Raw genomic sequence first — 24,012 nt, forward strand, 5'->3', positions numbered from 1 at the left:
CAGTGGAAAGCAAGCGTTCCAGACCGGCGCCGTCGAAAAAGGGCAAAACCCGCTCACTGGAGGCCCCGCTCGTCACGACCTCAGCGAGCGTACAGGGGTATGCGGAACTCGTGACCGAATTGAAGCAGCGCATCACCGAAGCGCGGCTTCGTGCAGCGCTTTCGGTCAATCGCGAGCTTGTGCTTCTCTATTGGGGGATCGGCCGAGACATTCTCTCCCGTCAGGCGAACGAGGGCTGGGGCACGAAGGTTATCGACCGGCTCGCGGTCGACCTCGGGCGAGCCTTCCCAGAGATGACGGGTTTATCCGCCCGAAATCTCAAATATATGCGAGCGTTCGCAGAGGCCTGGCCCGACCTCGAATTTGTGCAACAGGTTGTTGCACTATTGCCTTGGGGTCACAATGTTCGCCTGCTCGATGCCGTAAAGGCGGCGCCAGAGCGTGCTTGGTACGCGCGCCAAGCGATCGAAAACGGTTGGAGTCGCAACGTCCTTATCCATCAGATCGAAAGCGGCCTGTTCACCCGCCAGGGCAATGCCCTCACGAATTTCACCCGCACACTTCCCGCAGCACAATCCGAGCTTGCTCAGCAGATTCTCAAAGACCCCTACAGCTTCGACTTCCTGTCGTTGGGGCCGGAAATGCTGGAGCGCGATCTCGAGCAGGGATTGATCGAGCATCTACGCGCACTGATCCTCGAGCTTGGCAAGGGATTCGCGTTCGTTGGCAGCCAATATCATCTCGAGGTCGCCGACCAGGACTATTACCTCGACCTCCTTTTTTATCATCTGCGACTGCGCTGTTTCGTGGTGATCGAACTCAAGATCGAGGACTTCAAGCCTGAATTCGCCGGGAAGATGAATTTCTATCTGTCGGCCGTCGATGACCAGCTACGGCATAAGGACGATCAGCCGACCATCGGGATCATCCTTTGCAAAGGCCGCAACGAAGTAGTGGTCGAATATTCACTTCGCGACACCACCAAACCAATGGGTATCGCCCAATACAAAGTCTCAACCTCACTCCCCTCTCGACTCCAGCGGGATCTTCCAACGATCGAGGAGCTTGGACGGGAATTTCCGCTGATGTCCGTGGTCAAGCTGCGCATCGAGATCGAACGCGCGCTTCGACACTTCGCTGCGGCCAAGGGCTTCGCGCCAACCCGTCCAATCGGAATCGGCCCGATGTTGCAGGATCTCCAACGGCGCGGTCTCGCACCGCCAAGCACTGGCGCGTTCGTAGAGGCGCTGCGCGTCATGAACGAAGCGTCTCACGGCGTCGACGTTGACTCAGATGCGGCCGAACATGCCGTCTCCATCGGCACAGCGTTTCTCGCGGAGCTCACCGACCACAACCGCGATGCGTGAATGGAGATTGCTCGCCGATCTCAGTCCATGCTCCTGTTGAATGTCTCTTGGCCGATCAAGGGCAGATCCACGGCATCATGAAATTCCGCGGTTTCGGAATCATTGACGTTTTTCGGCCAACATAATGCCATCTCGCGATGGCGCTCTTATTGATGTTTTTGGCCCCCCGAGGATGTTGTCACTTGGCACCTTACGCTAAACTCCACCACTGTACGAAGGCGGAGGTGCGAAGATGACCGAAATCACACTTTCAGCCACGCCGAAGGGCAATGGCTATCAGGCGACAGTAAACTTCCCAGGTGGCGTTTCCATAAGCTCGGCGGAAACGTATCCGACGATTGCTGAAACCATGACCGCCGCCGCCCTAAAGCTGCTCGACGTGCCAGAGCGGCTGAAGGCCCTGGATCAACCCGAAAGGGCGCCAACAGCAAGCGTCTAACCAGCCTGTTAGACGGCAAAGGCTTCCCGCAGATAATCGTTCTTCATGGTCATGGGGGAATGCCTTCCCCCTGGCCGGCGCCAACGTCGCCGGCACACCCCCTTCTGCGGGGAGATCCCCGCAACGCCCCCGTAGAGTGAGAGTGCGGACCGGGTTTTCCGTGACGGGTTGAGGACTGGAGGAGAGGCCTCCGGCGCCCGTCGCGGAGAACCGCGATGTCCAGACACACTGCTCATGCGCGCGCCGGCGCGGACCGGGCGAACCTCTATGACGAGATCACCAACAAGATCATTACGGAGCTGGAGGCTGGGCGCGTGCCTTGGGTCCAGCCTTGGGGGACCGCGGCGGCGAAGGCGCCACTCGCCTTGCCGCACAACGCCTCGACCCGCCGGCAGTACTCTGGGATCAACGTGCTGATCCTCTGGGGGTCGGTGATCGAGCACGGCTTCTCGGCTCAGAGCTGGCTGACCTTCCGCCAAGCGCTTTCGCTTGGCGGCAATGTGCGCAAAGGCGAGCACGGCACCACCGTCGTCTTTGCCGATCGCTTTGTGCCCGATGATGAGAAAAAGCGGGCGCGAGAGGTGGGTGAAGAAGCTCAGGCGATCCCGTTCTTGAAGCGCTTCACCGTCTTCAACCTCGCGCAATGCGAAGGCCTTCCCGAGGATCTCGCCGCCGTCGCACCGCCACCCGAGCCCGGGCTGATCGAACCCACCGTCGAAGCGCTGATCAAAGCGACGGCGATCAACTTCCGCATCGGCGGTAGTCGCGCCTTTTACGCGCCCGACGCGGACTACGTGCAGGTCCCGCCGCCGCAAGCCTATTTCGAGGCGATCAATTGGCATCGAACGGCTCTGCACGAACTCGGTCATGCGAGCGGCCATGTTTCGCGGCTCAACCGCGATCTTTCCGGTTCGTTCGGCTCGAAGAAGTACGCCTTCGAGGAATTGATCGCTGAGATGAACGCGGCGTTCTGCTGCGCCTCGCTCGGCATCGTACCGACCGTGCGCCATGCCGACTACATCGGCTCATGGCTCGAGGTGCTGCGCGAAGACAATCGCGCGATTGTTCGTGCCGCGTCGCAGGCGAGCAAGGCCGCCGATTATCTGCTCGGCTTCCTGCCGGAGCATCAGAAGGCAGCCTCGGAACACTCCAGCGACCGGAGGGCGGCATGATCCTCCTGACCCCGGACTTGCGCGAGCGTCTGCTCACCAACGGCCACCGCAGCGGCCTCGACCATGTGCCTGTCGTAAAGTTCTTCAATCCTTTGGGCATCGGCACCTGGCTCGCCACTGAGCTCGATCCTGACGGCGACACGCTGTTCGGTCTCGCCGATCTTGGCGACCCCGAACTGGGATCGTTCAGCCTCGCGGAGATGACGTCGCTGCGCTTGCCGTTCGGCATGGGCATCGAACGTGACATTCTGTTCGACGGCCTGTTCCCGCTCTCGGTCTATGCCGAGGCGGCGCGACAGGCGGGCAGCATCGTGTGCAGCGAGCGTCTGTTGCGCGCGGCCGCGGCGGCGTTGCGGGGAGAGCGATGATGCGCTTCCGCCGCTGGCCACGGCCGACCCCGTTCGAGGACACCACGCGCAAGCGTGCTGCCCTCTCTCGCAAGCAGCGCCTCGAACGAGAGGCGCTGCCCCTCTTCTCCGATCAAATCGCCGTCGAGCAGCCGGCCGTCGATGCGGTCATGCACGAACGCGCCATCGATTGGATGGACGCGCAGCGCGCGCGCCGCAGAGACCGCGCGGCCCGCTGGCGTGACGTGCGCTGGCGTCTATTCGCGCTGGATGGCGCATTGCGAGCGAAAGTCCGTCGTCTTTGGCGGAACTGTCCCTATCCGGCGGACCCATCATATTTCGCCGATCTCTTGCACCAGATCGAACGCGGCCGCATCGATCCGGAGCGGCCGCCCTGGGTCTTTCACCAAGAAATATCCGCACGGACCACGCCGAACCCAAGGCACTTCGACGAAGCGTTTCGCAAAATCGGTGCGCGCAAGGTCGGGGGCGGACCGAAGACCACGGCCGCCGACGAACTGCTGTTCTGCGGCAATCTCGGCTCGGGGATGCTGTTTCTGCGCTCACGGGTTCGGCTCATCGACCCGAACGAGAGCTTCTACACCTGCTCCAATCACCGCCTGCGTGACTCTCACGTCGGGCGCGCGGGTCACTGGGTCGATATCGAAGTGCGCGGCGAATGCTCCGATGACGATCCCGCTCTGATCGAGCGCCTGGCGCGCGACGCCGATGCGCGGCCCGTCGTCGTCCGCCACGTCGCGGTGCTCGCGCGACGCGGCGGCGAGAACCCGCGGGCCTGACAGACCGATCGTCATCGCCCCGATCCGCGCGGTGGAAGGCCGTCACGCAAAGCCTGATCCCCGTAAAGGCGTAGTCCCAGGTGTGCGGTTCTGCGGTCGCCTAGAGGAAGAGGGCTGCGCCGGTCTTCGTGACGGGTTGAAAGCCGAGAGAGAGTCTCCCGGCGCCCGTCGCGGAGTATATCCCGATGGCCAGTGCCGTTCAGAAGATCACCCTCAGCGCCTCGCGCGACATTCCCCTCAACAAGCTCATCCTCTCCCAGTCGAACGTCCGGCGCGTGAAGGCCGGTGTCTCGATCGAGGACCTCGCAGCCGACATCGCCCGCCGCGGCTGCCTGCTCCAGAGCCTCAATGTCCGGCCCGTGCTCGACACCGATGGCGCCGAGACCGGCATGTTCGAGGTGCCCGCCGGCGGCCGCCGCTTCCAGGCCCTGCAGCTTCTCGTCAAGCAGAAGCGCTTGACCAAGACTGCCCCGATCCCTTGCGTCGTCCGCGATCCCTCAACCGAGATTCTCGCCGAGGACGATTCGCTCGCTGAGAACGTCCAGCGCGTGCCGCTGCATCCGCTCGACCAGTTCCGGGCTTTCCAGACCCTGCGCGAGAAGGGTTTGTCGGATGAAGACATCGCCGCCGCCTATTTCGTCGGCGTGAACGTCGTCAAGCAGCGGCTCCGCCTCGCCGCGGTCTCCGGGAAGCTGCTCGACGTCTATGCCGAGGATGGCATCTCGCTCGAACAGCTCATGGCGTTCACCGTGACGACCGATCACACGCGCCAGGAGCAGGTCTGGGACGCGCTTCAGCGTTCCTATAGCCAGGAGCCGTATCAGATTCGCCGCATGCTGACGGAGAAGACGGTCCGCGCCTCCGACAAGCGCGTGCTGTTCGTCGGCATCGACGCCTACGAGAGCGCCGGAGGCATCGTGATGCGCGATCTCTTTCAGCAGGACGACGGCGGCTGGCTGGAGGATGTCGGCCTTCTCGAAACCCTGGTCACCCAGAAGCTGAAGGCCGATGCGGAGACCATCGCGGCCGAGGGCTGGAAGTGGATCGCTGTGGGAAGCGAATTTCCCTATGGCCATGACCACGGCTTGCGCCAGCTCGACGGCGTGCCGGCCGATCTCACCGACGAGGAGCGGGCCACGCGCGAGGCGCTGCGCACCGAGTACGACCAGCTCGAGGCGCAATATCAGGATGCCGACGAGTTGCCCGACGAGGTGGACCAGCGGCTCGGCGAAATCGAAACCGCGCTCGAGGCGTTCGAGACCCAGCCGCAGATCTTCGATCCGGCCGACATCGCCCGTGCCGGCGTTTTCGTGAGCATCGACCACGACGGTCAGCTCTTGGTCGATCGCGGCTATGTCCGTCCCGAGGACGAGGCGCCGGTCATCGAACCCGACCAGGAAGGCGACGCGTCCTCCGTCGAGCAAGCTGGGACTGACACCGCCACGCCGTCAGTTCAACGCGCCATCATCACCATCGGCGGCCAATCCGAGCCGGAGGATGACGACGATGATGTTGTGAAGCCATTGCCGGATCGGCTGGTCAGCGAGCTGACTGCCTACCGCACACTGGCGCTGCGGGATGCCGTGGCGAACAACCCGCATGTCGCGATGACGGCGCTGCTGCACAAGCTCTGCCTCGACACCTTCCAGCACACGGCAGCGGGCAATTGCCTCGAAGCATCGGTGCGGCAGGTGTATTTCTCGATCCAGTCTGCCGACCTCAAGGACAGCCCGTCCGCCAAAGCGGTCGCGGAACGGCACGACGCCTGGAAGGCCGACATGCCGAAGGACGAGGCTGCGCTGTGGGATTGGCTCGCCGCACTCGACGACGCCAGCCGGGGCGCATTGCTGGCGCACTGCGTCTCCTTCGGCGTCAACGCCCTCTATGAAAAGGGCGACCGCTACGGCGGCCCCGGCGTCTCCGTTCACGGCGTCCAGCGCCGTCTCGTCCAGGCCGACCGGCTCGCGCGCGCCGTCGGGCTCGACATGGTCGATGCGGGCTGGCGGCCGACGGTCGACAACTATCTCGGCCGGGTCACCAAGCCTCGCATCCTGGAAGCGGTGCGGGAGGCGAAGGGCGAGCAATCGGCGCAGCTCATCGATCATCTGAAGAAGGCGGACATGGCGAAGGAGGCCGAACGGCTGCTCGACGGCACCGGCTGGCTGCCCGAGCCGCTCCGGGGTTCCGAGGCGATGGGCACCGACGCGACTGATGCCGACGCAGACGGCGACGAGGAAGCATTGCCCGCCTTTCTCGCCGACGACGAGGACGGCGCCAGCGAGGACGAGGCCGACGAGCCGGCCGTGATCGCTGCCGAGTAACGACCACGAGCGGGGCGGCACGAGCCGTCCCGCTCATCTCCCTGTCCACCTCACTCCGCCCGGCCATCGCGCCGGGCGCTTCCGTTTCAGGAGGATTCCATGACCAGCACGTCCGACATCACGCCCGAACCCAATCCGCCACTCTCGGACTGGGAGCTGAAATCTCAGACCCACGCCAAGCTCGAAACCGAGGTGTTCAAACAGAACAAGGCGGCACTCCTTAATGCACTGGCCTTGGCTGGCATCACCGCTGTCATCGTCAGCTTTGACGGCTACGGCGATTCCGGCCAGATCGAGAATGTCGAGGTCCGGATCGGTGACGATGAGGCTCGTATGCCCGCCGGCACGATCGAAGTCGGCGAGGCCCTATGGGGCGAGGTCGAATTGAAGCGCTCTGCGGTCAACATCAGCGCCGCCGTCGAGAGCCTCGCCTATGACGTTCTCGAACAGACCCATTCGGGCTGGGAGGACAATGACGGTGCTTATGGCGACATCGTCTTCGACGTAGCCGAGCGGACGATCACGCTCGATTACAACGAGCGCTACACCGCATCCGAAAACTACACCCACACATTCTGAGGAGGCTGCAATGGGACATTGCTATCACCATGCCCTCTCTTCGGTGAAGAAGTGGGGCGGTGCCGCGGAGGACTACCTGCCGCTGCACCAATGGTTCGACGAGTCGAAGGCGATCACCGCCGACTTCCGGCATCGGGCGCTGCGGCATCATGCCGAGGGCATCTTCATGCTGGAACGCTTCTTCGGCCCCGTGATCACCATCTCTACCGGCCGCCAGGTGCCGGTGCGCCTGATCGGCGAACAGCACGTCATCGAAGATCTCGGCTTCATCCCGAGTTTCGCCGATTGGGTCCGCTGCATCCGCCCGCAACCTTGGATGGGCCGCGCGCAACCGATCCACAAGCTGGTCGATCCGTTCGCGGTGACATCCGACGATCACGAACCCGCCACTGCGCCTTCGGTGCGGCGCACCGCTCAAGCGTGAGGAGGACGTCATGAAGATTCAAGCCATCCTCGAATTCGACCTTGAGGACGAAGACGGCCACACCATTGCGGATCGCCGCGAATATGTCTGGGCCGCCGAAGCGACCGACGACGCCATTCGCTCGCGCCTCATGGGTGCGGGCTTCCTCGACGCCGACACCCTGATCGGAACCTACACGCTCAACGTCCGTGTCGTCGACGGCGAGATCGACGATCCCGAGCCGTCTGAACGGTCCTAGCCCCAACCACTCTCAATCCGCTCGCAAAAGCCCGGTCACGCCGGGCTTTCTGCATTTCAAGGAGGTCATCATGGCCACATTCACCATCGAAACCACCTACCGGCTGCCGGTCTTCCGGCAGCGCAGCTACGAAGCTGACACCCTCGCAGCCGCCTGTCGTCTCGCCATCGAAGACGACGACTGGTCGGATCAGAAGGAAGATTACGAATCCTCCGGCGAGACCTATGTCACCGGCGTATGGCCTGGTGACACACAGCCCTACAGCGTGCCGCCGCTGGCGATCCCCGCACAGTTCGGCGAGAGCCTCCAACGCAAGTCCGAGCACTTCGAGGTTCTGCTTGGGCTCCTCAAAGTCTTCGCCCACGCGCCCGAAGGTGGCCCGGCCGACGCTCAGTATTGGCGTGAGCGTGCTGACGCGGCGATCGCAAAAGCCGAAGCCATCCTCGCAGACGCGAGAGACCCTGACTGACTGCACCCTCCAAATCCCTTCCACCCGCCCGGCCCTCGCGCCGGGTTTGTTGTTTCTGGAGACACCCCATGGCCGACTACTTCGAACAAACCGTGATCCAGCAGACCATTCCCGATGCGGACATGACGCCGCTCGAACGGCTGCTTTTGTTGCGCATCTTCGGCTGCGAGCGCGATCACGATGGCTGGTACTTCTTCGCCGAGGAAAGCCCCTCGACCATGATCTTTGCGACGCGCGCCGAGCTTGAAGCGGCGCTCGGTGCTGCACCAGACCCCGACAGCACCGCGCATCGTCATGTCGTCGAGCAGCTCGCCGAGCTTGACCCCCACGACACAGAGGTCGAGCTCGACCTGAGCGGCACGTCCTGGGAATTCTTCTTTCAGGACATCGTCAAGCGCTCGAAGACACTGCGCTATCTCAGCGTCGTCGCGGCCTTCACCTGCAGCAAGATGCGCCCGGATGGTTTCGGCGGCATGGCGATCCTCATCACGCCGGACACGATCATCGGCAAATCGACCAACGATCTCATCGAGGACTTTCTCGCCGAAGCTGGCCTCGATGACTCGGATGAGGCTGGCCCGAAGCGATCCCATCCAACGCCGCCGCCCGACCAGGGAGAGTGAGAGGCAGGCCGAGACGCGGGTGAGCCCAGAGGTCGGAGGAGAGCGCGGCCCTGGGCTTGCCCGCGATCCGCTCCCGGAGTCCCGACCATGTCCAAGACCATAGCCGCCTTCGATTTCCGGCGCCGTGTCTGCTACGACGCACCGGCGAAGCGCGCGTTTCACAGCCACGCCTGCCGCCAGCTCAAGCGGGTTGCCGCCGCCCTCGGTCTGTCGCCCGGCGCTTACGATCTGCGCTCCAACCAGGGCGGCATCGCTGTTTCCGGCGAAGTCACACTGCACGCCGACCGCCTCTATGTGCAGGCCTGCCAGCCGGCCGCCGGCCACGACACCGGCGTCCTCTTCCGTACCTGCCAGGGACGGAAGGACTACCACGGCGGTCCCAACAACTTCGCCTCCCTCGACCTTCTCAATCGTCCGCAGGACCTCGCGGCCCGGATTCGGGAGGTATGCCGTGTTTGATCGTCTCAAAGCAGCATGCCCGCGTGTCGCCGACCGCATCGCCCATCGGTGGTTTCGCGCCCGCTATCACTTGGCGCGTCTCTCGCGCGCCTGGGCGTATTTCCGCGATCGTCTCGACGCAGACGAGGCTCAGCGGATCATGCTCGATTGCGAGTATCCGGCCGGCTGGCATCCGCTTCTCGTGCTGACCGTCGAGGACGCGCTCGAACAGGCGCGCGAGATCTTCGCCGATCACCCGGACCTGCCGCGTCTCATCAACGACGGCTGCGCGCGCGTCGCCAGCAAATGGGAGTCCTACAACGACGAGCTCTATGAGGCTCGGCGCTGGGCGACCGACCTTGCTGCTGACTACGCCGTCGCAGAAGGCGTCATCCTCACACGCCTCGAAGCCGTCGGCGATCACGCGGCGTCCGACACCGAGGGCGACGATCACACAGCGGTTTCGAAGGAGGGAGGCGCGCCATGACCGAGTACATCGTCAAGATCGGCTTCTGGCTGCGCGCCTATGACGGCCTCACCGTCGACGCCGAATCGGATGCCGACGCCATCGACAAGGCCAAGGCCGCCGCAAAGCGCGCGATGGAGTCGGGCGCCCATCCTGAACACATCGACATCGAGGAACGGCGAGAAGGCGTGATTGCTTTCATCGACCGCGTTGCCCCGGATGGCCGCCATCCCGTGATCGAGGACGTCGAATTCGACGACGACCGCATTCACGACGGCCCAACCGGCTGATCTCCCAATCACCGCAATTCCAGAAAGCCCGGCCTTCGCGCCGGGCTTCGTCGTTTCAGGAGGCCATCATGGCTGATTTCTTCACGCACTTCTCATGCGTGCTCGATGTCGACACACCCGACAACGCGGCGCGCGCCCTCGACCTCTACAATACGCTGATGGAGGAGAACGCGCAGGAAGACCCACCTGCGGACGCCTTTCTTCTTTCCATACAGCCCGAGCATGGTGGAAGCCGGCTCTGGATCCATGATGACGTCACCGGCGATCCGCAAACGGTCATCACGTTTGTCCTTCGGTGTGCGGAAGCCTTCGACCTTAAGGGCCGCTGGGGCTTCCAATGGGCCAACACATGCTCGCGGCCGCGCATCGACGCCTTCGGTGGCGGCGCCCATGTTCTCGATCTCGCAACCCGTAAGACGATCGCTTGGACCGACACAAGCGGCTGGCTCGCCCGGACCTTGTCATCCGGCCGGGGAAAGCGAGGCCCGCGATGAGCATTCCCGATCACGCGCGCGCCAACTTTCAGACGCTGCTCCGTGCCGCAGCCGACGGTAACCTCGCTCTTATGGAATGCGCCGATGCTGCGACCGGCGAGACCCGCTACGTCATCTGCGCTGTCGGGCGCGACAGCACGGATTTCCTGTTCGCACCCTTCGGCCACCTGGCCGACGGCAATCCCTACGACGCCTATGTACCGCCGGCTCCAACCCTGCCGGACGAGCAAGCCTCCTGACGCCCTCGCGCCGTGACTTGTCTGGACGCGGCAGCCCTCCGGTCAACGGGCAAGCCGTTCCCGCATCGTGCGCGATGCGTGACCGCCGGGCTTTGACCGCATCCGGTCGCCAGTCCGCCGCAACGGGATCAGGAGGCGATCGGTCATGTGCAGGGTTCTCAACAAGCATCACGCCGGCGTGCCGGCGGGCGCCGTCTATATCGGGCGCGGTTCGAAGTGGGGCAATCCGTTCCGGATCGGCCCGGACGGCGACCGCGCCGCTGTCATCGCGAAGTACGAGCGCTGGCTCGCCGATCAGCATCATCTCTTGCGCGCACTCGACGAGCTTCGCGGTTGCGACTTGGTCTGCTTCTGCACACCGCGGCCGTGCCACGGCGATCTGTTGCTGCGGCTCGCGAACGCGACGCGCGAGGCGCGGATCGCGTGGTGGCGCGGCGTGAAGGCAGCCGCGTGACGAGAGGGAGAGGCGGGCCGGGACGGGTTTGAGCCGGTGCGGTCCAGAGAGAGCGCCGGCCGGCTCGCCCGTGTCCCGCTCTCCCGAGGTCCCTTCTCATGTCGCATCCTTCTGCCGCTGCGGCCGCACCAGCAGCCGAACCGATCCCGTGCGCCCGCACGGATGCTCCCGTGCCACGCCTTGCCGAGGCCGCGCGGCTTCTTCTCCCCCATCTCGAGCAGGGACACCGCGTCGACGCCGCCGTCCTGCGCGCCGCGATGGAGCAGGCCTTCGGCGCTTCCGACACGTCCGGCGCGTGGGACTGGAAGACCGCCTATGACGCCTGCGAGGCGGCGACGGTCCTGTTTCTCCGCAAATACGGCAAGCCGCTTTTCCGCAAGGCCGGCTCCATGGCTGCGACGCTGCCTCAGCTCGCGAAGGTCGCGAGCCTTCTTCCCACCCATACACGGCGGTCCGAGGAGAGCCAGGCGCTTCAGCAATTCTCGACGCCGATCCCGCTCGGCCTCGCCGCGCTATGCGCCTCTGCCATAGCGCCCGGCGACCGCGTGCTGGAGCCGTCAGCCGGCACCGGCCTCCTGGCCATTCTCGCGGAGACCGCCGGCGGCGCGCTCGTCCTTAACGAGCTGGCCGAGACCCAGGCCGATCTGCTCGCCCACCTCTTTCCCGATCTTTACGTGACGCGCTTCGACGCGGCGCAGATCGACGATCACCTCGATCGCGCGATCACGCCGACCGTGGTGTTGATGAACCCACCGTTCTCGGCGATGGCGAACGTGAGCGGCAGGATGGCCGATGCCGCCTATCGCCATGTCGCTTCGGCGCTGGCGCGTCTCGCCGACGGCGGCAGGCTTGTCGCGATCACCGGCGCGAACTTCGGCCCCGAGACGCCATCCTGGCGCGATGCCTTCGCCCGCCTGCAGGAGCGCGGCACCGTCGTCTTCACCGCGGCGATCGACGGATCGGTCTATGCCAAGCACGGCACGACCGTCGAGACGCGCGTTACCGTGATCGATAAGGCGCCCGCGTCCGATCCGGCGCAGTTTCCCGCGTCCGCCGGGATCGCGCCGGACGTCGCCACGCTGGTCGGCTGGATCGCCGAACATGTCCCGCCGCGTCGCCCAGTCGCCGGACTGCTCGCTGCGCCGGGCGCCGGCAATGTCGCCACGCCTCGAACCGTTCGCGGCTATCTCGCGCGCGCTGCCTCGCGGCAGCAGGCAACAGCGATTGCCGAGCCCGAGGGCGTCGAGTTGTCTTATGAGACCGTCGAATGGACACCGCCCGAGGGCGTCCGTCTCACGGACGCGCTTTATGAAGAATACGGATTGCAGTCGATCCGTATTCCTGGCTCTCTGGGGCATCCGACCAAGCTCGTGCAGTCGGCGGCGATGGCGTCGGTCGCGCCGCCCAAGCCCTCCTATCGTCCGCATCTCCCCACAGCTATTGTCAGCGACGGCCTGCTGTCCGACGCGCAGCTTGAAAGCATCATCTATGCCGGCGAAGCGCATACGGACTTTCTGGCGGGCGCATGGAGTGTCGATGAGACCTTCGATCTCGTCACCGCCGCGCGCGACGACGCTGAGAGCGCCGTACGCTTCCGTCGCGGCTGGTTTCTCGGCGACGGCACCGGCGCGGGCAAGGGCCGCCAGGTCGCCGGCATCCTGCTCGACAACTGGCTGAAGGGCCGCCGTCGCGCCTTGTGGATCAGCAAGTCCGACAAGCTGATCGAGGACGCGCAGCGCGACTGGTCGGCCCTCGGCATGGAGCGACTGCTGGTTACGCCGCTCTCGCGCTTCCGCCAAGGCACGCCGATCCGCCTCGCGGAAGGCATCCTATTTACGACCTATGCCACGCTGCGCACCGATGAGCGCGGCGAGAAGCTTTCGCGCGTCCGGCAGATCGTCGAATGGTTGGGCTCCGACTTCGATGGAGTGATCATTTTCGACGAGAGCCATGCGATGCAGAACGCCGTCGGTGGCAAGGGCGAGCGTGGCGACCAGGCGCCGTCGCAACAGGGACGCGCAGGCTTGCGTCTTCAGCACGCCCTGCCGAACGCCCGCATCGTCTATGTCTCGGCGACGGGCGCCACGACCGTCCACAACCTCGCTTACGCCCAGCGCCTCGGGCTGTGCGGCGGCGAGGACTTTCCGTTCGCCACGCGCGCCGAATTCGTCGAGGCGATCGAGGATGGCGGCGTCGCGGCGATGGAAGTGCTGGCGCGCGACCTCAAGGCGCTCGGCCTCTATGCAGCGCGTTCGCTGTCCTACGAGGGTGTCGAGTACGAACTGGTCGAACACCGGCTCACGCCCGAACAGATCCGCATCTACGACGCCTATGCGGGCGCGTTCTCGATCATCCATAACAATCTCGACGCCGCAATGCAGGCGGCCAACATCACCGGCGAGACGGGCACGCTGAACGCCCAGGCCAAGGCCGCCGCGCGCTCGGCCTTCGAGAGCGCCAAGCAGCGCTTCTTCGGCCATCTGCTCACGTCGATGAAGACGCCGTCGCTCATCGGCGCGATCGAGCGCGATCTCGACGCCGGCCACGCCGCCGTCATCCAGATCGTCTCGACGGGCGAAGCCTTGATGGAGCGCCGGCTCGCGGAAATCCCAACCGAGGACTGGGGCGACGTCCAGGTCGATATCACGCCGCGCGAGTACGTGCTCGATTACCTCGCCCATTCCTTTCCGGTGCAGCTCTACGAGCCGTTCACCGACTCGGAAGGCAATCTCTCGTCGCGGCCGGTCTATCGCGACGGCCAGCCGGTCGAGAGCCGCGAAGCCGTCGCGCGTCGTGACCGCCTGATCGAGAAGCTCGCCTCGCTTCCGCCCGTGCCCGGCGCGCTCGACCAGATCGTCCAGCGCTTCGGCACCGACATCGTCGCCGAAGTCACCGGCCGATCGCGCCGCGTGATCCGCAAGGGCGACCGCCTGATGGTCGAGAACCGTGCGGCGTCGGCAAACCTAGCCGAGACCGCCGCTTTCATGGATGACACCAAGCGCATCCTCGTCTTCAGCGACGCCGGCGGCACCGGACGGAGCTATCACGCCGAGCTGTCGGCGCGGAATCGCAGGCTGCGTGTTCATTATCTCCTTGAGCCCGGATGGAAGGCGGACGCCGCCATCCAGGGCCTGGGCCGCACGAACCGCACCAACCAGGCGCAGCCGCCGCTGTTCCGGCCGATTGCGACCGACGTGAAGGCGGAGAAGCGCTTTCTCTCCACCATCGCGCGCCGCCTCGACACGCTGGGCGCCATCACGCGCGGCCAGCGCCAAACCGGCGGCCAGGGGTTATTCAGACCCGAGGATAATCTCGAAAGCCACTACGGCCGCGATGCACTCCGCCAGCTCTACATGTTGCTGGTGCGCGGCAAGGTCGAAGGCTGCTCGCTTCAGACCTTCGAGGCGTCGACCGGACTGAAGCTGATGGATGCCAACGGTATCAAGGACGAGCTGCCGCCGATCACGACCTTCCTCAACAGAATGCTGGCGCTGACTATCGACTTGCAGAACGTGCTCTTCACCGCGTTCGAGCAATTGCTCACCGCCCGCATCGAGGGCGCGATCGCATCCGGCACTTACGACGCCGGACTGGAGACGTTGCGCGCCGAGAGCTTCGTCGTCGCCGACCGAAGCGTCATCTATAGCCATCCGGCCACGGGCGCGGAGACCCGGCTGCTCACCATCACCGAACGCCGCCGCAACCAGCCCGTGACGCTGGACGAGGCGCTCGATCGTCTCTCCGATCCGCGCGCGGCCCTGCTCGTCAATGAGCGGTCGGGCAGAGCCGCCGTTCAAGTCCCGGCGCCGAGCCTCATGCTCGACGACGGCGAGATCGAACGCCGCGTCCGTCTGGTCCGGCCGATGGAACATCACAGTCTTCCGCTGAAGGTGATGGCGGAAAGCCATTGGGCCGAAGCCGATCGTAAGAGCTTCGCCTCGGCCTGGCAGACCGAACTCGGCGAAGTGCCCGAATTCACCGACAGCACCATCCATGTCGTTGCGGGCTTGCTCCTGCCGATCTGGAAGCGGCTGCCGAACGAGTCGACGCGCGTCTATCGGCTTCAGACCGATGCCGGCGAGCGCATCATCGGCCGCAAGGTCTCGCCCGCCTGGGTCGCGACCGCCCTCGCAGCCGGCGCTCCGACATTGACGCCTGACACCGCCTTCGCCGCCCTCATGGACGGCCGGACCGTCCTCGATCTCGCCGAAGGCCTCCAGCTCCGTCGCGTGCGGGTCATGGGCGCCAACCGCATTGAACTGTCGGGCTTCAACGACACGATGCGCGACCGGCTGAAAGCCTACGGCCTCTTCCACGAGATCATCTCCTGGAAACTGCGCATGTTCGTTCCGACCGACGCGAGCGGGATCGCGATACTGGCGAAGGTGCTCGACCGCTATCCGGTCGAGCGCGTCGGCGAGCGCGAGGCCGCGTGATGCCGCGCGATGCTTCCGACCTGGCACACCGTCTCGCGCGCGACGCCGAGACGGTATGCCGTCACTATCTCTCCAACGGCCGTCGTGAAGGCCGCTACTGGCTCGTCGGCGATGCCCGCAACACGCCGGGCCGGTCGATGTACGTGCGCTTGAAGGAGTCGCCGAAAGGGCCGGCCGGCAAGTGGACCGACGCCGCGACCGGCGAGCATGGCGATCTGCTCGATGTCATCCGCGAAAGCTGCGGCCTCATCGACTTCCATGACGTCGCCGACGAAGCACGCCGCTTCCTGAGCCTGCCTCATCCCGAGCCGTCGTCCGATCGTCCGCGCGCCCGGACACCCAATGCACCGACCGGCTCGCCGGAGGCGGCACGGCGATTGTTCGCCATGTCGCAGCCGCCAATGCGCACTCTCGTCGAGACGTATCTCCGTAATCGCGGCATTACGCCTTTGCACGAAGACGGCGCATTGCGATTCCATCCGCGCTGCTATTACCGGCCTGACGAGGATTCGCCGACCGAGACTTGGCCCGCGATGATCGCCCGTGTCACCGATCTCGATGGGCGCATCACCGGCGCGCACCGCACCTGGCTCGACCCCGATGGCTTCCATCCTGTCCGTCTCGGCAAGGCGCCGATCGACACGCCGCGACGGGCGATGGGCGACCTTCTCGGCAACGCCGTGCGTTTCGGTGTGGCCAATGATGTGCTCGCGGCCGGCGAAGGCATCGAGACCATGCTGTCGTTGCGCTGCGTGCTGCCAACCCTGCCGATGGCCGCCGCTCTCTCGGCCAATCACCTCGCCGCTCTCTTGCTCCCGGCGACTCTGCGCCGGCTCTATATTGCGCGCGACAACGATGCGGCCGGCGACGGGGCGGCGATTGCTCTGACCGAGCGCGCCCAATCGGCCGGTATCGAGGCGATCACCTGGTCGCCCCGGCGTGGCGACTTCAACGAGGATCTCCGCGGCTTCGGCCTCGACGCACTTCAGGCAGCCTTGCGGGTCGAACTCATCCCACAGGACGTCGCCCGCTTCCTGCTGATGGCGACGGCCGAGACGGGGTGAAGCACGGCGGTTCGAGCGTCGTCACTGTCGGTCGAGGCGAGGCCCCAAGAGCCGGATAGAGTCCGCGCCCTGGCCTTCTAGAGGGCGATCGGACCAGAAGCGCCCCGGTCCGGCAACCTCGTGGCCCGGCTATTTTCCGTCGGCGGCAGAGCCGCCTTTACATCGCGAGACAAAATAGCCGGCCCCCTTCGGTCCTCCGCTGCGCTTCGGCCGCGGCGCAAGAGCGCCGCGGTGCAGGCCCGTTCCGCTCCCGGTCCAGTGATCGCCACGAAGGCCGCGATGGGCGCGGCCGATCCGGCAAAGGACCTCACTATGACGACCGACCACGACGACACCGAATTCGAACCGCCGCACAACTCATCCCCGACCGATCATGTCCTCAACGAGCTTCAGCTCTATGGCTACCGTCCCTTTCAGGACGAACCCGACCCAAGGCCGCTTCCCGAAGGCAATGCCGTGGCCGGAGCCGTCGCCGACATCATCGACGCCCTCGTCTCGACCCTGAGCGACACGCGCCTCGAACCGGACCTCGAGGATTTGCTCTGGTCCACCGTCAATCTCTTTCACCGCGCCGTCGACCGCATTGAGCGCGAGCTTGACGACAATGAGCAGGCGCAGCGGCGCAGTCAGCGCGAACAGAACGGCTCGGAGGTGAAATCCGTCGAACTCGAACGGCTGACGGCAGAGGGCATCACGCTGACCGAGCGCCGCAACAGCATGGAGCTCTTTCGCGACCAGGCCGCCGAACATTTCGAGGTTCACACTGGCTCACCCTGGCGTCCCCGCTCGGGATCGCTGGTCAACCACCGCGCGCTCACGGCCGCGATGATCGACAGCCGCGACTTCCTGGCTGCGAAGCGACGGGCCGAAACCGAGGTGATGCTGCCACCTGGGCCGAAGATCGCCCTCACCGGCGGACTCGACTTCAATGACCATCGCCTGATCTGGGATCGGCTCGACAAGGTCCACGCCAAGCATCCCGACATGGTGCTGCTGCACGGTGGCTCACCGAAAGGCGCCGAACTCATCGCCGCCAAATGGGCGAGCAACCGCAAGGTGCCGCAGATCGCCTTCAAGCCCGATTGGACGAAGCACGCCAAGGCCGCACCATTCAAGCGCAACGACGCGCTACTGGCGGTGCTGCCGATCGGCGTCCTCCACTTCCCGGGCACCGGCATCCAGGACAACCTCGCCGACAAGGCGAAGAAGCTCGGCATCCCGGTCTGGAAGCATGGCGAGGGCGGCGCGTGAGCGCCGCCTTCGCTAAATTTCGATTTAGGCTCCAAGCCATCTGAACGACTTGGTTAGAAACGCTTGGTCGATGGCGCCCGGTCTCTCGCCATGTGCCACAATCAGGTTTCGGCACTTCCAGCCCAGCACCTTGTCGCGCGCCCGACGCGCAGGCGCGCGGTTGATAAATGACCATCGCCATTCCCGCGGCGCGCAGGCCTGTTCTTGAGTCAGGCCATCCAGACGCGCCAGGAAACTGTACCAACCCCAATGCTTTCGGAGGAACGCGTCGCTGAATGTTTGGATCAGGTCGGCGACGATTACCGTGGCCGACGGACGATGAAGAAACACGATCTCGTCCATAGCGAAGGAGCCACGAAACCATGCCTGATCGATGTCGGGGAGCCACTCGGACGGCGGATCATCCTGCAGCGCTCCATAGAACTCGAGGTCGGGGCGCTTCTTGATCGTCGATCGTGGTCCCCATAGTTGCGCGCCAGGAAAGGCTGCTTTCCACTCCTTCAGATAGAGGTGGTGGAGCTTGTTCGGGCTTACGAGGTGACGAACCGGACCAAGCTGACTCACCTCAGCGCGCAAGACCGCAGTCAGCTTGACCGGGGACCAAACCCACAGGTCGCCGTTTTCGAGCCGGATGATCGCCGAACGTGTCGGATAGGGAACGCCAAAAAAGCGCACGTTCTGCCCCTCTGCAACCCATAGGGCGTCGTGCGTCCGTTCAAGCATTTCCCCACCCTCGGTCCGAGCAAATGAGTTCCACCGAGACGAAAATCGCGCCGAAATCGGTGTGGATGCCGCGCTGGTCTAGCCGTTGCTGATCGTGCATCAAGCACCTCCTGCGCCAGGGGGTACGACGGCCTTATTCTGCCGACAGCCGAGTGAAGCGCTACCCGCCCCATAGGATCTCCCATGACCGGAGGGGGTCGCTGGAAGGTTCCCGGATAATGAGGGGCGGCTGCCGGCGGGGTTGGCTCTCCCATTTTGGCCCGTCTTCCGCTATACTTCGAGCCGCGCCGTGGTGGTGGTGGAAGGCGCGACCGTCACATCTTTTGTCACGGAGGTTACCACCATGCTCGTCATCGGACTCATTCTTAGTATCTTCGGGATCGGCCTGTTCTGCTGGCTGATTTTCGCGCTCGCCGTTTATGCGCTGCCTTTCTTCGTCGGGCTCACCGCCGGCATGGCTGCGTTTCATGACGGCGCAGGCGTCCTCGGCGCGCTTCTCATCGGAGTTGTCGTCGGCGCTTTGACGCTCGGCATCGGCCAGATCGCCTTCGCACTTGTGAAGCCGATCCCTCTGCGCGCCGCCATCGCCGCAGCCTTCGCCATTCCCGCTGCGATCGCCGGCTACCACGCCGTCCTCGGGCTCTCCCAGATCGGCGTTCCGTCGCTGTTTTGGCGGGAGACCTTCGCATGGATTGGCGCCATCGTCATCGGCTGCACGGCCTGGGCGCGCATGACGGTCTTGGCCGAACCCCTTCCGCTGCGGCCGGGCGCGGCGAGTGCGGATGAATCGCAGCCGGCTCTTACGGCCGCAACACGCGAAGGCTGAATCACACCGCCGCCCTCGTCCTCAAACGACGCTGCTCACGATCCGGCGTCATAGGGGTGTCGATATTGCGAGCGAGAACGAACGTCACGGCCCATCAGCGTGTAACGATCCGCACCGCCGATCTCCCTGCGCCACCTAGAGGCGACTGAACACGCTCAGTCGCGGCAATTCCGCAGCAAGCGATCCCGCCTTTTTCTACGCTATGGCTTCTTTCTCTACGCCTGAACTCGCCGACATCTTGTGCGGCACAACCGACATCCGCCACGACTTCTCCCGAGGATGCTGTTCAGAGCACGGACGCACCTGGCCTCTTGATGGCCTGATCTGGCCGAAGACCGGCTGCGCCTCGATCGCCTGAGCCGCAACGCCGTCGGCTCGACTTTCTTCCCCTGGGCTAAAGCCCATTCCTCGCGAGGCAAGAAAGTCTCACCGCCGTCATCCTCCGCTGCGCTCCGGCCCGCGAGCGGGTGCGTCGTCGATCGTCCCCGGCCTGTCGATCGCCATCGAGGCCGCGGTGGTCGCGGGCTCGAAAACAGCAAGGAGAAGTGACATGGCTAACATCGGTTCTTTCAAGAAGGTCGGCAGCGACTTCCAGGGCGAGATCGTCACCCTGAGCGTGCAGACCAAGGGCGTCCGCATTGTCGCCGAGAACAACCGCTCCAACGAGAACGCCCCCAGCCACCGCGTCTATGTGGGGCGGGCGGAAATCGGGGCGGCGTGGTCGAAGCGCTCCGAAGAGGGCCGCGACTATCTCTCGCTCAAGCTCGACGACCCTTCCTTCAACGCCCCGATCTACGCGAACCTGTTCGACGACGAGGACGGCGAAGGCTACACCCTCATCTGGTCGCGGCCGCGCAAGAACGGCGACTGAGACCTCCGCAGCAACCCCGCCCGGCCGCGCCGGGCGGGGCTTTCGCGTATCGAGCCAAACTGCCGAAGCGCGGGTGTACCAACGCCACGAGTTCGACCGGATCCGAAGAAGACCTCAAGGCGCTGTCATCGGTAAAGGCATAAGCCTTAGTGCCGCCCGCGTGAATCAATCCGCAAAATTCGCGATCACGTCTATGTTAATGAGGCCAACGCAGCATAGCTCAAACATTCGACAAGTGCGCGAGCCGCCTTGAGTAGGACACTCACCTCATATCCGATGGATTTTCTGCTATTTCATTTGTCATCGCAGGCGACGATTCGACCAGTCGCCTACGAGCCAGGATCAATACGACAAGGGCGAGGATGGCTAAACCTGCACCAACAAAGAAGGTTCTACTCGGGCCATGCATGTCCCAAAACACCCCGGCGATCACACTGGCGCAGAGCTGAGCCAGTCCGGAGATAAGATTGAACATACCAAATGCAGTCCCCCTGCGATCGGGGGGCGCCGTATCGGCGACCAACGCCGCGAATAGACCTTGGGTGAAACCCATGTGGAGCCCCCACAGGAATACGCCGATTACGAGTTCGGCCACACTTGAGGTTCGAGCCAACACAAGGTCGGCGACGATTATCATGCAGAGGCCCAAGCCGAGCACTGTCGAGCGGGGCAGTCGGTCGGAGAGCGCTCCGACGGGATAGGCCGAGAGGGCATAAGCGACATTCATCACGACCAACACGGCCGGCACCAAGGTCAATGGCAGACCAATGGACCGGGCGCGCAGCACTAGAAAAGCCTCGCTGAACCGTGCGAGGGAGAAGATCGCGCCTATGGCAATCACCGACCAGCATGCGGCACCGAGGGTGCCGAGATTGCTGAAGCCACCGGACCGGGCTCGTCTCTTGCTTGGCTGTGGCTCATGTACCGCAACCAGGATCAGTGCGACAGCCCCAAGCGCCGGCACGACGGCGACCCAAAAGACCACCGTGAAGTGGTTGTTAGTTAGCCACATCAATCCGATTGCGACGAGCGGGCCCAGAACAGCCCCCACAGTATCGAGCGATTGTCTGAGACCGAAGCTTGCGCCGCGAAGGTGCGAGGCGCTGAGATCCGCTACCAGCGCATCGCGCGGAGCGCCGCGGATGCCCTTGCCCAGGCGGTCGACGAAGCGTGCGACCATGAGCCAGCCGACGGCGGAGGCAAGCGGGAAAATCGGCTTCGCGCAAGCCGATAGGCAATAGCCGAGCACCGCAAGAGCCTTGCGCCTGCCAAGCCTGTCGCTGAGCGCGCCAGAGAAGATCCTTGTGATTTGACCGGTCGCCTCGGCGATGCCCTCGATGACGCCGACGGTAAGTGCTGACGTGCCGAGTACCGCCACGAGATACATGGGCAGGAGCGCGTGTATTATTTCGGACGAAAAATCCATGAACATCGAGACGAAGCCGAGCGCCCACACTCCGGCGGGAATGGCACGCCAGCCGCTCGTACGGTCGATGGGGCGGATTGCCACCGCCTCCACTCCTGGAACTGTGTCACTGATTCTCGCCATGAGCCTCGAAAACCTGCTGCGCATAAATGTCGAGAATCCCCTCGCAGGCTTTCAGACGCGCAGCAGCCTCCTCGGCCTGCGTCCCACCGTAGAAGTTAAACTTGCGGATCTTGTCGAGCCAACTCTGAAGCCTCTTGAGATCAGTGCCGTCTTTCTCACATTCGGCACAAGTGAACTTGTTGATGGGCCATCTTTTGGCAATCTCGGCCTCGAAATCCGCGCACCGGCCGATAATCTCCCGGTATTGCACCTCTCGATCCCTCTTGTATCGGGCGAAGACCTTGTTTTCCTGAGCTCGATCGAGCGCAATTGCCTCCAAGATCACTGCCCGCCACCCGGTGACGTCGTTTCCAGGCAGGGGCACCTCCGAGACCCGAATCAGCCCAGGCGACTCTTCGGTCCGCCGACCCTGACAGATGCAGATTCTGAGCCATCAGACGCGTTGCGCCAACGTAAAACGACTATTATAGTCGTATTTCTGGTGCGCGTAGGTCGTCTGTCGGAGGTGATCATGAATGATCACCGGCCGACAAGTTCGGGCCGCGCGAGCCTTGCTGAATTGGAAGCAGGAGATGCTCGCCGAGAAAGCCCTGGTGGCGCTGACCGCCCTGAAGCGCTTGGAGTCCGAAAGGCAGCTCCAGGTTCATGAGGGTACGCGCGACCAAGTTCGCCGTGTTCTGGAAGCCGCCGGGATCCTGTTTGTGGAATCTGACCGCGGCCGTGGCGTCATGCTCCTCCATGAGGCTGAGCCGGCAACGCGACCAGCGAGAAGACCGGCAACCTTGAAGCGATGAGGCCAGTTTGTGTTAAGGTTTAGGAAACCGTATCGCTGAGGAGCTTTGATGGAGTCGCTACCCTTCGAGCCACAGGTGGAGGATATCGCCCCAACCGCCGCCATCCTCACCGGCTACGATGAGCGACATGCAATCACCTATCTCCGCCTGCTCGACGCTGAAGCTGATGGCGCGGATTGGAGAGAGGTTGCGAAAATCGTCCTGCATATCGATCCGATGCAGGAACATGATCGCGCCCGGCGCGCTTGGGAAAGCCACCTCGCCCGCGCTCGGTGGATGACTGAGAGAGGCTACCACCACCTTCTCCGGGGAGGCGCACCCCACTGAGTTCCGTGCAGGTTTGGCAACATGTGATGCGAATCCTGGGCGTATCGGAACACTACCAGAGCGTGCATCCTCCGATCGGGGCCGTGGATACGGCTTCTGGTGAGAGGAGACCTTTCCCATGGCTCGCGCCGATTGGCGGTCGGCGAGCGCGTATGAGGACCTGCGGCCGCTCGACGCGCCTGCCTTCGCCTATGAATTTCTACTGCGGAACCCCGACTTTCTGAGCGACCACGCGCGCCTGGCTCAGAGCAGCCGAAAGAGAACACTCGATGCCGCCGACGCCGAGGCGTTCGCCCGGCGCTGGGGGGTGCGATTTCAAGCGAGATTTAGATCCCGCGCGACACGACGCCGTTCTCTGGACAGCCCAGACGCTCCCGAGCGTGGTGACCCTAACCAAAGCCCCGGACGGCCTCGTCGATCCTAAATTTGGCCTCGACTCACCCAGCCTCCAATCCATTCTCGCTGTTGAAGATGAAGATCAAGTCGTCGAGCTCCGTGGCGCGCGCCTGCGGCTTCATCGCGAAGATAAGGAAGGCGGCTCCGTCGCCGTCCTCCTGCCGCTCGACCAACTATTCGACATACGAGTCGCTGCCGCGCTCCGCCTGTGGCGTGGCCTCACCGGACGGACACCGGGCCCCAACCTCGGCATCCTCACACCCGAGCGGCGCGGGCGGCTCATCCTCGCGCTGCGCGCGCTGGATGGCCGGCTTGAGCGCGCGACGTACCCGGAGATTGCCGCCGTTTTGTTCGACGTCGAATCCATCTCCAAGCGCGACTGGATCTCGCATGAGCTGCGGGATCAGACCGGCCGGATCGTCCGGCTCGGATTCAAGATGATGAGAGGCGGCTACAGGCAGCTTCTCGTCTATCCCTATCGACGCCGCATCTGACGTCCGCCGCCGCTCGGGTGCGCTTTCACCAGCCGGTGACATCGCACTATTTGGGCCCGCGCCCCTCCGCCACCGTGGCCGCCAATAGCCGCCGTCCTCCGACGGCAGCCCTGACGATCAC

General features: G+C 64.3%; 29 protein-coding genes. 25 read left to right on the forward strand and 4 right to left on the reverse strand.

Going from position 1 to position 24,012, the window contains the following annotated elements; translation table 11 throughout:
• The first annotated feature begins 2 nt into the window (after positions 1-2).
• The 20 genes from VA613_RS08935 (at position 3) to VA613_RS09030 (ending at position 17,911) form a co-directional block, all read left to right on the forward strand.
• On the forward strand, positions 3-1,367 hold the full coding sequence (locus VA613_RS08935; protein ID WP_324778738.1) for a PDDEXK nuclease domain-containing protein: 1,365 nt from the start codon (positions 3-5) through the stop codon (positions 1,365-1,367).
• A gap of 232 nt (positions 1,368-1,599) precedes the next feature.
• Positions 1,600-1,806, forward strand: a complete 207-nt coding sequence (locus VA613_RS08940) for a hypothetical protein (RefSeq protein ID WP_324778739.1) — start codon at positions 1,600-1,602, stop codon at positions 1,804-1,806.
• 215 nt (positions 1,807-2,021) lie between these two features.
• Positions 2,022-2,978 (forward strand): ArdC family protein, encoded by a 957-nt coding sequence (locus VA613_RS08945; RefSeq protein WP_324778740.1) that lies wholly within the window; start codon positions 2,022-2,024, stop codon positions 2,976-2,978.
• The gene (locus VA613_RS08950) at positions 2,975-3,346 is read left to right on the forward strand and encodes a DUF2958 domain-containing protein (protein WP_324778741.1); all 372 of its coding nucleotides are present in this window, start codon (positions 2,975-2,977) and stop codon (positions 3,344-3,346) included. The genes VA613_RS08945 and VA613_RS08950 overlap by 4 nt, the downstream gene beginning before the upstream one ends.
• On the forward strand, positions 3,343-4,125 hold the full coding sequence (locus VA613_RS08955) for a hypothetical protein (protein ID WP_324778742.1): 783 nt from the start codon (positions 3,343-3,345) through the stop codon (positions 4,123-4,125). Before VA613_RS08950 ends, VA613_RS08955 begins: the two co-directional genes overlap by 4 nt.
• A 185-nt stretch (positions 4,126-4,310) precedes the next feature.
• Positions 4,311-6,446 carry a ParB/RepB/Spo0J family partition protein gene (locus tag VA613_RS08960; protein ID WP_324778743.1) on the forward strand — a complete coding sequence of 712 codons (2,136 nt, stop codon included), beginning with the start codon at positions 4,311-4,313 and terminating at the stop codon, positions 6,444-6,446.
• A gap of 99 nt (positions 6,447-6,545) precedes the next feature.
• The gene (locus VA613_RS08965) at positions 6,546-7,025 is read left to right on the forward strand and encodes a DUF6878 family protein (RefSeq protein WP_324778744.1); all 480 of its coding nucleotides are present in this window, start codon (positions 6,546-6,548) and stop codon (positions 7,023-7,025) included.
• Positions 7,026-7,035: 10 nt separating this feature from the next.
• The gene (locus VA613_RS08970; protein ID WP_407702836.1) at positions 7,036-7,449 is read left to right on the forward strand and encodes a DUF6915 family protein; all 414 of its coding nucleotides are present in this window, start codon (positions 7,036-7,038) and stop codon (positions 7,447-7,449) included.
• 10 nt (positions 7,450-7,459) lie between these two features.
• A complete protein-coding gene (locus VA613_RS08975; RefSeq protein ID WP_324778746.1) occupies positions 7,460-7,687 on the forward strand; it encodes a hypothetical protein in 228 nt (75 codons plus the stop codon).
• 70 nt (positions 7,688-7,757) lie between these two features.
• Positions 7,758-8,156: a hypothetical protein gene (locus tag VA613_RS08980; RefSeq protein WP_324778747.1), complete on the forward strand. Its 399-nt coding sequence runs from the start codon at positions 7,758-7,760 to the stop codon at positions 8,154-8,156.
• A gap of 68 nt (positions 8,157-8,224) precedes the next feature.
• On the forward strand, positions 8,225-8,779 hold the full coding sequence (locus VA613_RS08985) for a hypothetical protein (protein WP_324778748.1): 555 nt from the start codon (positions 8,225-8,227) through the stop codon (positions 8,777-8,779).
• 87 nt (positions 8,780-8,866) lie between these two features.
• Positions 8,867-9,238 (forward strand): hypothetical protein, encoded by a 372-nt coding sequence (locus VA613_RS08990; protein ID WP_324778749.1) that lies wholly within the window; start codon positions 8,867-8,869, stop codon positions 9,236-9,238.
• Positions 9,231-9,704: a hypothetical protein gene (locus VA613_RS08995; RefSeq protein ID WP_324778750.1), complete on the forward strand. Its 474-nt coding sequence runs from the start codon at positions 9,231-9,233 to the stop codon at positions 9,702-9,704. The genes VA613_RS08990 and VA613_RS08995 overlap by 8 nt, the downstream gene beginning before the upstream one ends.
• A complete protein-coding gene (locus tag VA613_RS09000) occupies positions 9,701-9,973 on the forward strand; it encodes a hypothetical protein (RefSeq protein WP_324778751.1) in 273 nt (90 codons plus the stop codon). Before VA613_RS08995 ends, VA613_RS09000 begins: the two co-directional genes overlap by 4 nt.
• A gap of 68 nt (positions 9,974-10,041) precedes the next feature.
• Positions 10,042-10,467, forward strand: coding sequence for a hypothetical protein (locus VA613_RS09005; protein ID WP_324778752.1), 426 nt, complete (start codon positions 10,042-10,044; stop codon positions 10,465-10,467).
• Positions 10,464-10,706 (forward strand): DUF6117 family protein, encoded by a 243-nt coding sequence (locus VA613_RS09010; RefSeq protein ID WP_324778753.1) that lies wholly within the window; start codon positions 10,464-10,466, stop codon positions 10,704-10,706. Before VA613_RS09005 ends, VA613_RS09010 begins: the two co-directional genes overlap by 4 nt.
• Before the next feature lie 145 nt (positions 10,707-10,851).
• Positions 10,852-11,160 carry a DUF4326 domain-containing protein gene (locus VA613_RS09015; protein ID WP_324778754.1) on the forward strand — a complete coding sequence of 103 codons (309 nt, stop codon included), beginning with the start codon at positions 10,852-10,854 and terminating at the stop codon, positions 11,158-11,160.
• A gap of 170 nt (positions 11,161-11,330) precedes the next feature.
• Positions 11,331-15,596: a strawberry notch-like NTP hydrolase domain-containing protein gene (locus VA613_RS09020; RefSeq protein WP_324778755.1), complete on the forward strand. Its 4,266-nt coding sequence runs from the start codon at positions 11,331-11,333 to the stop codon at positions 15,594-15,596.
• Positions 15,596-16,660, forward strand: coding sequence for a DUF7146 domain-containing protein (locus VA613_RS09025; protein WP_324781233.1), 1,065 nt, complete (start codon positions 15,596-15,598; stop codon positions 16,658-16,660). Before VA613_RS09020 ends, VA613_RS09025 begins: the two co-directional genes overlap by 1 nt.
• 279 nt (positions 16,661-16,939) lie before the next feature.
• Positions 16,940-17,911: a DUF2493 domain-containing protein gene (locus tag VA613_RS09030; RefSeq protein WP_324778756.1), complete on the forward strand. Its 972-nt coding sequence runs from the start codon at positions 16,940-16,942 to the stop codon at positions 17,909-17,911.
• A gap of 24 nt (positions 17,912-17,935) precedes the next feature.
• On the opposite strand, the gene VA613_RS09035 is transcribed toward VA613_RS09030, so the two are convergent.
• On the reverse strand, positions 17,936-18,634 hold the full coding sequence (locus VA613_RS09035; RefSeq protein ID WP_324778757.1) for a DUF4336 domain-containing protein: 699 nt from the start codon (positions 18,632-18,634) through the stop codon (positions 17,936-17,938).
• 343 nt (positions 18,635-18,977) lie between these two features.
• On the opposite strand from VA613_RS09035, the gene VA613_RS09040 reads away from it, so the two are divergent.
• Positions 18,978-19,460, forward strand: a complete 483-nt coding sequence (locus VA613_RS09040) for a hypothetical protein (protein WP_324778758.1) — start codon at positions 18,978-18,980, stop codon at positions 19,458-19,460.
• Between the two features lie 550 nt (positions 19,461-20,010).
• A complete protein-coding gene (locus VA613_RS09045) occupies positions 20,011-20,331 on the forward strand; it encodes a DUF736 domain-containing protein (RefSeq protein WP_324778759.1) in 321 nt (106 codons plus the stop codon).
• A 262-nt stretch (positions 20,332-20,593) separates the two neighbouring features.
• On the opposite strand, the gene VA613_RS09050 is transcribed toward VA613_RS09045, so the two are convergent.
• From VA613_RS09050 to VA613_RS15010, 3 genes are all read right to left on the reverse strand, one after another.
• A complete protein-coding gene (locus VA613_RS09050) occupies positions 20,594-21,841 on the reverse strand; it encodes an MFS transporter (protein WP_324778760.1) in 1,248 nt (415 codons plus the stop codon).
• A gap of 22 nt (positions 21,842-21,863) precedes the next feature.
• A complete protein-coding gene (locus VA613_RS09055; protein WP_324778761.1) occupies positions 21,864-22,199 on the reverse strand; it encodes a Chromate resistance protein ChrB in 336 nt (111 codons plus the stop codon).
• Positions 22,200-22,389: 190 nt separating this feature from the next.
• On the reverse strand, positions 22,390-22,620 hold the full coding sequence (locus VA613_RS15010) for a hypothetical protein (RefSeq protein ID WP_324778762.1): 231 nt from the start codon (positions 22,618-22,620) through the stop codon (positions 22,390-22,392).
• A gap of 102 nt (positions 22,621-22,722) precedes the next feature.
• Here VA613_RS15010 and VA613_RS14980 point away from each other — a divergent pair, with 102 nt between their 5' ends.
• The 3 genes from VA613_RS14980 (at position 22,723) to VA613_RS09070 (ending at position 23,891) form a co-directional block, all read left to right on the forward strand.
• A complete protein-coding gene (locus VA613_RS14980; RefSeq protein ID WP_407702838.1) occupies positions 22,723-23,001 on the forward strand; it encodes a DNA -binding domain-containing protein in 279 nt (92 codons plus the stop codon).
• Between the two features lie 118 nt (positions 23,002-23,119).
• The gene (locus tag VA613_RS14985) at positions 23,120-23,425 is read left to right on the forward strand and encodes a transcriptional regulator domain-containing protein (protein ID WP_349259174.1); all 306 of its coding nucleotides are present in this window, start codon (positions 23,120-23,122) and stop codon (positions 23,423-23,425) included.
• Positions 23,382-23,891, forward strand: a complete 510-nt coding sequence (locus VA613_RS09070) for a DUF2285 domain-containing protein (RefSeq protein ID WP_324778764.1) — start codon at positions 23,382-23,384, stop codon at positions 23,889-23,891. The genes VA613_RS14985 and VA613_RS09070 overlap by 44 nt, the downstream gene beginning before the upstream one ends.
• Positions 23,892-24,012 lie beyond the last annotated feature (121 nt).

Origin of the sequence: Thiobacillus sp. SCUT-2 (assembly GCF_035621355.1) — a bacterium.
Taxonomy (GTDB): Bacteria; Pseudomonadota; Gammaproteobacteria; order Burkholderiales; family Thiobacillaceae; genus Thiobacillus; species Thiobacillus sedimenti.